Genomic DNA, 6717 nt, shown 5'->3' on the forward strand with positions numbered 1-6717 from the left:
CGGCCCGCAGATCCACGGTCCACCTGCCGCGGCGCCGGGTCCCCTCCCCCTCTCGATCTGCTCGACGAACGTCCGCCGCCCAACAAGTGGTTGCACATCCCACGAGCACCACGTGCGCCGGAGCGCCAGTCGGCGGCACTGAGGCACTCGCGGCGCACAGGAGTCAAACGGTGCGCTCCCCGCGATCCAGCCGGCCTGACGCCTGGAAGCAAAGGTGCTGCCGCTTTGGGTAATCACGCTGGCAGGGTGGGCGGGGATGTGTGGGTGTACCCGGGCTTCCGGCCGCAGGGGGCTGGGACCGTGCGTCGCTGCTGCTCTGCACGGCACACATCCGACGAAGGAGTCAGTACATGCGTGTTCCCAGGATTCTCGCGCTCGCCAGTATGACCGTAGCTCTGACGGTGGCGCTGGCCGGTGTCGCCCCCGCGCAGGCCCGGCCCGCGCCGACCGGTACAGGTTCGGCCGTCACCGCCCCCCGGGACCAGATCCAGTGCCCCCGCGGGTTCGTGTGCATCTACCCCGAGATCGGCTTCGAGGGCCAGCCCTACGTCAAACGCGCCACCGACGGCTCGGTCCGCCACCTGCCGGACTACATCCGCGGCAAGGGAAGCTCGGTCATCAACAACAGCAGCCGCACCGCGCGGGTCTACCAGAAGGACAACTACTTCGGCCGGCACGTGTGCGTCGGGGCCGACGGCGGCGCCATCGGGGACCTGCGTTCCTACCAGCTCAACGACACCACTCACTCCCTGAAGAACAACACCACACCCTGCGGCGCGTAAGGAGGCGTGGGAGACCCAACACGCCGCGCTCCGGTGGTGCCGGCAAGCCACGGGCGGCGTGCGGCCCCCTCGGGGGGCGCCGCACGCCCGCGCGGGAGCAGATCGGCCCGGCCTGGTAGTTACTTCTCCCGGGAGTGCTTGCCGGGCTCGATGATCTCGTCGAGGACTGCCCGGATGCTGTTGTAGATCTGCGATGCATCTGCAAGCTGTTGGTCGTCGGATCCACCGGCCGTGCTCGCGGCCTGCAGCCGTTCGTCCTCCGCAGCAGCCCAGTCCCGCGCCGCACGGATTCGCCTCAGCAACTCATCTGCGTCGATCTCAGCCATGCGCGGGACCCTACCGATCCTTCGCCGCCCCGAACAGGGCGCGTCCAACGACTGCGGGCCGCCGGGTGCGGACCGGGAACCACACGCCCGCCAGTCCCGCCCACCTGCGCGGGATAGCCGATCAAGCAGTCCGGCGAGCGCCTGGAGCGGGGTCAGCCCCACCCAGACCGCGGCCCCCGCCAGGATCTGCCCACCCGCATGCCCCGGCGGGGGCACACCCTCCAGCGCCGGAGGACGAGGCCAGCGAACTCGCCGTCCCGCCTCCGCCCCTTCCTGTTCTCCCGTCCCGCTGAGCCGGCAGGCGTAGTGCTCCAGCGGTCGGATAGGGGAACGGGCCAGGGGCGCGGCGGGGGTCAACGCGTAGCACCTTTTAAGTCGGCACCGGGGATTCGCAAAACCCTTCCGGGCGTCTTCAAAACGGCCGATACCGAGCCTTTGTGGCGCAGCTGCTCTCTGCCATGCTTCACGCTGTTTCTTGCACATGCCTATTCCACTTCGCCATGCCCAGTTGAGGCTGGACATGACCATGAAGGAGGAAAGCGTTGCAAATGCCGAAGAGAATCTCAGTGGCCATGACTGCCACTGTGGCAGTTGGCGCGATGGTGTCGCCCGCATCAGCTGCCACTCGCGCGGACACCATGTCCGTTCCCCTGGGGCCCACAGCCGTGAACTGCAACTGGGACCCCGGCGCCGGCACCACCGGCGTGAGCCTTAGGACCACCAAATCGATCAGACTGAGGTATGGGCCCGCTTCGGGCTGCGGTTTCATCGGGTGGAGCGACATGTCCGTGCCCACACAGCTGTGGGCTGTGTGCAAGTACCGCAATCCCGACTCGGGCAACCTCTGGTACTACGTCGACCCGAGCGACACAACGTGGCGGAACGGCTGGATCTATTCCGGGAACGTCAGTGTCGGTCCAGGGCTGATACCCAGCTGCTGAAGCCCTCGGCACCAGCAGACGGGCGCGGCTCGGAAGCCTGTCCGGCGGACGCATCCGTCGCCGTCTACCCCTCCTCGCTCGCTGAACGCGTTCACGGTGAACAGGAGCGCTGCGGCAACCGGATCCTGGTTCCGGCCCTGTGCTTGGCTCAGGCACAGGGCTGCCCAGGCCGCCACAGGGGCAGGCGTGCTCAGGTACGCGTGCACCGACGTTGAGGCGCCGGGCAGATCGACGCTCCGGCCGTGGGCAGCATGCCAACGATGACCCAAACAGCATGGACGCCTGCCACGCCCTCTACACCGCCCCGCGCCGGACAGGAACGGCGGCATGCCGATCCTGCTGAAGAGAGCCGGTACCGCCCGGCGGCCTCGGGAAGGACCCGGTGCGCGCCGAGCGGCGGGCAGCGGCGCTGGCCGCGATCGATGAGGACTGGAACCCGGGCGACGGCGACCATGGGTGGACGGTGGACTGACAGCGGCACTACGCCTACCTCACCCAGCTCCTGGACGAAGGCGCCCGCCTGGCCGCCATCAAGCCCGGGGTGACCCGCCACGGGGAGGCCATCGGCCGATGGCTGGCCACCCAGCGCCGGGATTGGGCACGGCTGAACACCGAGCAGCAGACCCGGCTCACCAAGTTGGGCGTCACCCCGGCGCGGGTCGTACACGCCCGCAGCGCGCCCGCCAAGACGAGCACGACCACCACGTCCGGCCGGGGCGCAGAAGCCTTCCACAAGGGCGTCCAAGCCCTCGCGCAGTACCGGGCGCGAGAAGGCGGCGGAACACCCGGGCGGGGACATGTGGAGCGGCTCCCGGACGGGAGTGAACATCGCACAGGTGTATGGGTGGCGAACCAGCGGCAGCGACGCGACCGGCTCGACCCGGCACAGCTCGAAGCCCTCTCCGCGCTGGGGCAGGAGTGGGCGGCCCAGTGAGGACGGGGTGATCACGGCGCTGCCGTGATCACCCCGGATGCTGTGTACGGTCCCGGCTCCGGCCAGGTGTTCTCAGGCGGCCCGGGGGTGCCGTGTACGGGCCCCTTCTGCGACAGGGTGGGCATGCTCCCGTCTCGACTCGGTGAAGAGTTCGATCAGGTCTTCCCTTCCCCGCAGACGTACGGTCCGACCAGGGCCCCGGAGCAGGTCGGACGGACGGAGGGCGGGCATTCGGGCGGTCCACCCCGGGGCGTGTTCGCTGTGGCGAGAGGTCTCGTCGATGTAGGCGGCCAGGGCTGCCTCCGCGTCTCTCACAGCCCAGTTGGCACCCATGCGCCGTGTCGTGATCCGCTCGTAGGCGTCCGCCCAGCGCCGCACCAAGCGCGGTCCGAGCCCGCAGGCGCTCAGGAAGGCGACGCACTGCTGGCGGCTGGCCGGCAGCGCCTGGCGGCTGACGATCCGCGCCGCGGTGCTGACCGGCAGCAGGTGCGCGCCGCCCGCCAGCGCCTGCAACCGGCGCAGCGACAACGCCCCGGCCCACTCGTAGAAGTACTCCAGCGCTTCACTCAGGTGCCCGGCCGTAGTGACCAGTTCAGGGGATGCCGGGCGGCGCAGGTGCTTCAGACGGCCGCGTTCAGCGACCCGGGCGGACCGCCACAGACTCGTGAGCTCGCCGAGCTCGCGCCTCAGCTGGCTCATCACCGCACCGTCCCCGTTGCAGCAGGCGTCGGTGAAGGCGGTGAACGTCTTCCAGGACGGCACAGTGCGGCCCGACGCCGCCCGCTTGAGCGTCGCCGCGGACAACCCGGTCCGGGAGGCGAGCTCGTCGTAGGTCAGCCCGGCATCCGCCCGCAGCTCACGCAGTGCCGCGGCCAGCTCGCCGCGCTCGGGGACGGTGTGGTCGACGGGAAGTTCAGGACGTCCCATGACCAAGCCCCTACCGGCCGGCCTGGAGTGCGGCCCGGGCAGCCGCCGCCACAGCGCCCCGGCCGCCCGGGGTGACCGCGACGACCAGGGCGGCGCCGATGGCGCCCGCACCGCCCAAGAGCCGGAAGACCTCGCCCATCGGCATCCCCCGCAGGCTCAGCACCACGGCCAGGACGAACACCACGGGCATCACCACGCTGATCACGACCGCCTGCGGCATCGTCAGCCCGGTCGCCCGGGCGTCCGCTCCCCGCTGCCGGCCGCCCAAACCGGTCGCCTCAGTCGTCACACTCATGTCGAGTCCGTCCCGGGGACACCGCAACCGGCGCCCCTGAAGTAGTAGGAGGTGGGAGGGCGCGGGACAGCGCCCTCCCGTATTGGTGACTCCGCGCCAAGTGGCGCTTCCCCAGGGGCGATTGGCGTCGCTTGCCCGGGGATCACAAGCATGACAGACCGTCACAGGCGCCGGGGGGACACGAAACCCGGCCCATATCCCGTAAGTCCTAAATGTCCTTTCATTCGTCCACTGGCGTCCCTGACCTTGCATAAGCTTGCAGAAGATCCCGGGGAGGCGCTCTGACCTGCACAAACGTCTCCCACGCTTTCCGGGTGCGACGCCGACCCTCCCCACCAGCCCCCCGGCAGACCCCGTGCAGCGCCCACAGAACCCAGACCCCCGCCGTGATTCGTCCAAGCCCGTCCAAGGAGAAGTTGTGCTCCGGTCCCTTTGAAGAGCACGGTGGGACACATACACCGCCGGGAGACCGGCGGCCCCTGAAGTAGGTGACTCCGCAGCAGGGACACAAGCAGCACCGCGTTGGCGCGCGAGTGCCGCACGCAGGGCCGGCCCCCACCGGGGCCGGCCCTGTCCCATTTCCCCGCCCCGGCACCCGCTCCGCTAGTCGACTAGCGGACCTCCTGACGTCGATGAGGCAGGTAGCGCCCCGGGCTGACCAGGGACGTTCCCATATATGGGACACGTCGATCACCAGGGGCAGCACGGTTCCCACATCCGGGAACCCCGCCCCCGGGGCGCAGCAGCGCCGGGTCGACGGCGACGCCCGGCTCACACTCGAACACCTCAGGCAGACCCGTAAGGACGATGTGAGGCGGCCCCCGGTACGCCCCTCCGGGTAGCGGCCGGGAGAACCTGCGGCGTTTACGGGACGTCGCCCTGCCACACGACCCGTCCGACGTCACCGGCCCCGAGGCCGGAGCCAGGCTCGGCTGGCGCGTAGTCGGAGCGGTCGCCCGGCCCGAACGCGCCGTGCTCCGACATCAGCAGCGGCCCGTCCACCACCTCTAGCGGGGGCCATCCCGTCACGTCGAGCAGCATCCCGTCCAGGGCCTGCCGACCAGCTCCACGTAGTCGCGGCCCGGCTGCGGCCCGCGCTGCGGTTCGTGGGCAGCGGCGGCCTGGCCGTCAGTGCCGATCTGCCGCCGCCGCAGGCCCACCCATCCAGATTTCTGACCTGGGGAAACCTCACTCCGACCTTTGAGCACAGCCACTCATCCGGGCCCGCCCTATCAGCACGGGCTAGCCGCACCCTAACCAGCCCAACTCACCGCCCCGACCGGCCGCCCGCCGACTACGGGACGTCGCCGCGCCACCCGAACCGGCTGGGGTAGACGCCATCGGCCTCGGTCGGCTCGTACGCGCAGCGGCCACCCGGCCCGAACGCCCCCCGCTCCGACATCAACACGGCACCGTCAGCAAGTTCCAGCGGACTCCAGCCCGTCACGTCGAGCAGCTGCCCGTCCAGCGGGCCGCCCACCAACTCCACGTAGATGTGACCCGGCTCCGGACCCGGATCGGGGTCCTCCGGCTCCGACCCATACACCCGCCAGCCCTTCCACGCATCATCCATCCGCCCAGCCTTCCGCCCCCGGCCGGTGCACGGGCAGGTATCCGCAATCCGGGCCCCAAGGGGTGAACTACCGTGCTGCGCTCATGTGGTGTTTGGGGATGAGGGAGGGGCGGCCCGTCATGAGCCGCCCCTCGACTTCATCGCTGCTCGGTCAGTGTCCGGGAGTCGCCGATCCGGCCTGGGCGGCGGTACGGGACCTGGCTCGCGAGATCCTCTTCGTCCTCACCGGCGACCGCACCCTCCCCATGCCCGAGATCAACGTCATCCCCGCAACCTCCGACACGGCGGCCCCGCTGCCGGTCGACCACGTCGCCCCGTAGGCCGCCTCTTCCGGATCGTGGTCCCCCAGCTACCGCTGGGAGGTGCATGTTCGGGAGCCAGGGCGTACCGCCCCAGCGGCTCGTTTACGGCTCCCAACGGCCTGCCGACCGCGGCTCAGCTACGGGACGGTCTCGTAGGAGAGGGTCGCGCCCGGGCATTCCTCGGCTACGCCAAGCAGGGCGGCGCGCTCGCGGTCATCGGCAGCAAGGCCCCAGCGAAGCTTGGTCTCCACCCAGCCCGTCGCGTAGGCGCAGTGGTAGCCGGCGGCCGGGGGCAGCCAGTCCGCCGGGTCCTTGTCCGCCTTGGCGCGGTTGGAGCGGGCGGTGACCGCGATCAGCGAGGTGGGTGTGGCGAGGTCGTTGGCGTAGGCCTCGCGGCGGGCCGCGGTCCAGGTGGAGGCGTTGGAGTCCCAGGCTTCGGCGAGCGGGACGAGGTGGTCGACGTCGAGGCTGGAGGCGGAGGTGACCCAGGTGTCGTCGTAGAGGGAGAACCAGCGGCCGCCGGAGAGCTTGCAGCCCGCGCTGATCTCCGGCTGTTCGACGGCTTCTTCCAGGATGACTTCGGCGCGGGTGTTGCAGCCGTCGGAGGTGTTGGCGCCGGCGTTCCAGTGCTTGAAGG

Annotated in this window: 8 protein-coding genes and 1 pseudogene; 3 read left to right on the forward strand and 6 right to left on the reverse strand. The window is 70.3% G+C overall.

Annotated elements, in window-relative coordinates:
- Positions 1 to 383: 383 nt before the first annotated feature.
- Positions 384 to 782, forward strand: coding sequence for a peptidase inhibitor family I36 protein (locus VR44_RS32620; RefSeq protein WP_245692670.1), 399 nt, complete (start codon positions 384 to 386; stop codon positions 780 to 782).
- A gap of 119 nt (positions 783 to 901) precedes the next feature.
- Here the strand turns inward: VR44_RS32620 and VR44_RS32625 are convergent, their stop codons facing one another.
- Positions 902 to 1108 carry a hypothetical protein gene (locus VR44_RS32625; RefSeq protein WP_045951245.1) on the reverse strand — a complete coding sequence of 69 codons (207 nt, stop codon included), beginning with the start codon at positions 1106 to 1108 and terminating at the stop codon, positions 902 to 904.
- Between the two features lie 1425 nt (positions 1109 to 2533).
- On the opposite strand from VR44_RS32625, the pseudogene VR44_RS32635 reads away from it, so the two are divergent.
- Positions 2534 to 2983 (forward strand): annotated as a pseudogene (locus VR44_RS32635) (helicase associated domain-containing protein); the annotation flags it as partial.
- A 72-nt stretch (positions 2984 to 3055) separates the two neighbouring features.
- On the opposite strand, the gene VR44_RS32640 reads toward VR44_RS32635, so the two are convergent.
- The 4 genes from VR44_RS32640 to VR44_RS32655 form a co-directional block, all read right to left on the reverse strand.
- Positions 3056 to 3910: a helix-turn-helix domain-containing protein gene (locus tag VR44_RS32640; protein WP_052713939.1), complete on the reverse strand. Its 855-nt coding sequence runs from the start codon at positions 3908 to 3910 to the stop codon at positions 3056 to 3058.
- A gap of 10 nt (positions 3911 to 3920) precedes the next feature.
- The gene (locus VR44_RS32645) at positions 3921 to 4205 is read right to left on the reverse strand and encodes a hypothetical protein (RefSeq protein WP_045951248.1); all 285 of its coding nucleotides are present in this window, start codon (positions 4203 to 4205) and stop codon (positions 3921 to 3923) included.
- 864 nt (positions 4206 to 5069) lie between these two features.
- Positions 5070 to 5246, reverse strand: a complete 177-nt coding sequence (locus tag VR44_RS49305) for a hypothetical protein (protein WP_425424556.1) — start codon at positions 5244 to 5246, stop codon at positions 5070 to 5072.
- A 253-nt stretch (positions 5247 to 5499) separates the two neighbouring features.
- Positions 5500 to 5778 carry a hypothetical protein gene (locus VR44_RS32655; RefSeq protein ID WP_045951249.1) on the reverse strand — a complete coding sequence of 93 codons (279 nt, stop codon included), beginning with the start codon at positions 5776 to 5778 and terminating at the stop codon, positions 5500 to 5502.
- Positions 5779 to 5897: 119 nt separating this feature from the next.
- On the opposite strand from VR44_RS32655, the gene VR44_RS32660 reads away from it, so the two are divergent.
- Positions 5898 to 6098 carry a hypothetical protein gene (locus tag VR44_RS32660; RefSeq protein ID WP_045951250.1) on the forward strand — a complete coding sequence of 67 codons (201 nt, stop codon included), beginning with the start codon at positions 5898 to 5900 and terminating at the stop codon, positions 6096 to 6098.
- A gap of 119 nt (positions 6099 to 6217) precedes the next feature.
- Here VR44_RS32660 and VR44_RS32665 read toward each other — a convergent pair.
- Positions 6218 to 6717: HNH endonuclease family protein (locus tag VR44_RS32665; protein WP_045951251.1), on the reverse strand; the 500-nt coding region annotated here is incomplete at its 5' end.

The organism is Streptomyces katrae, assembly GCF_000966975.1.
Classification (GTDB): Bacteria; Actinomycetota; Actinomycetes; order Streptomycetales; family Streptomycetaceae; genus Streptomyces; species Streptomyces katrae.

What these genes read in the sequence shown, in the direction of transcription:
- VR44_RS32620 (WP_245692670.1), top strand. Translation starts at nt 384, where the DNA reads ATGACCGTAGCTCTGACGGTGGCGCTGGCCGGTGTCGCCCCCGCGCAG.
- VR44_RS32625 (WP_045951245.1), bottom strand. Translation starts at nt 1,108, where the DNA reads ATGGCTGAGATCGACGCAGATGAGTTGCTGAGGCGAATCCGTGCGGCG.
- VR44_RS32640 (WP_052713939.1), bottom strand. Translation starts at nt 3,910, where the DNA reads ATGGGACGTCCTGAACTTCCCGTCGACCACACCGTCCCCGAGCGCGGC.
- VR44_RS32645 (WP_045951248.1), bottom strand. Translation starts at nt 4,205, where the DNA reads ATGAGTGTGACGACTGAGGCGACCGGTTTGGGCGGCCGGCAGCGGGGA.
- VR44_RS49305 (WP_425424556.1), bottom strand. Translation starts at nt 5,246, where the DNA reads ATGCTGCTCGACGTGACGGGATGGCCCCCGCTAGAGGTGGTGGACGGG.
- VR44_RS32655 (WP_045951249.1), bottom strand. Translation starts at nt 5,778, where the DNA reads ATGGATGATGCGTGGAAGGGCTGGCGGGTGTATGGGTCGGAGCCGGAG.
- VR44_RS32660 (WP_045951250.1), top strand. Translation starts at nt 5,898, where the DNA reads ATGAGCCGCCCCTCGACTTCATCGCTGCTCGGTCAGTGTCCGGGAGTC.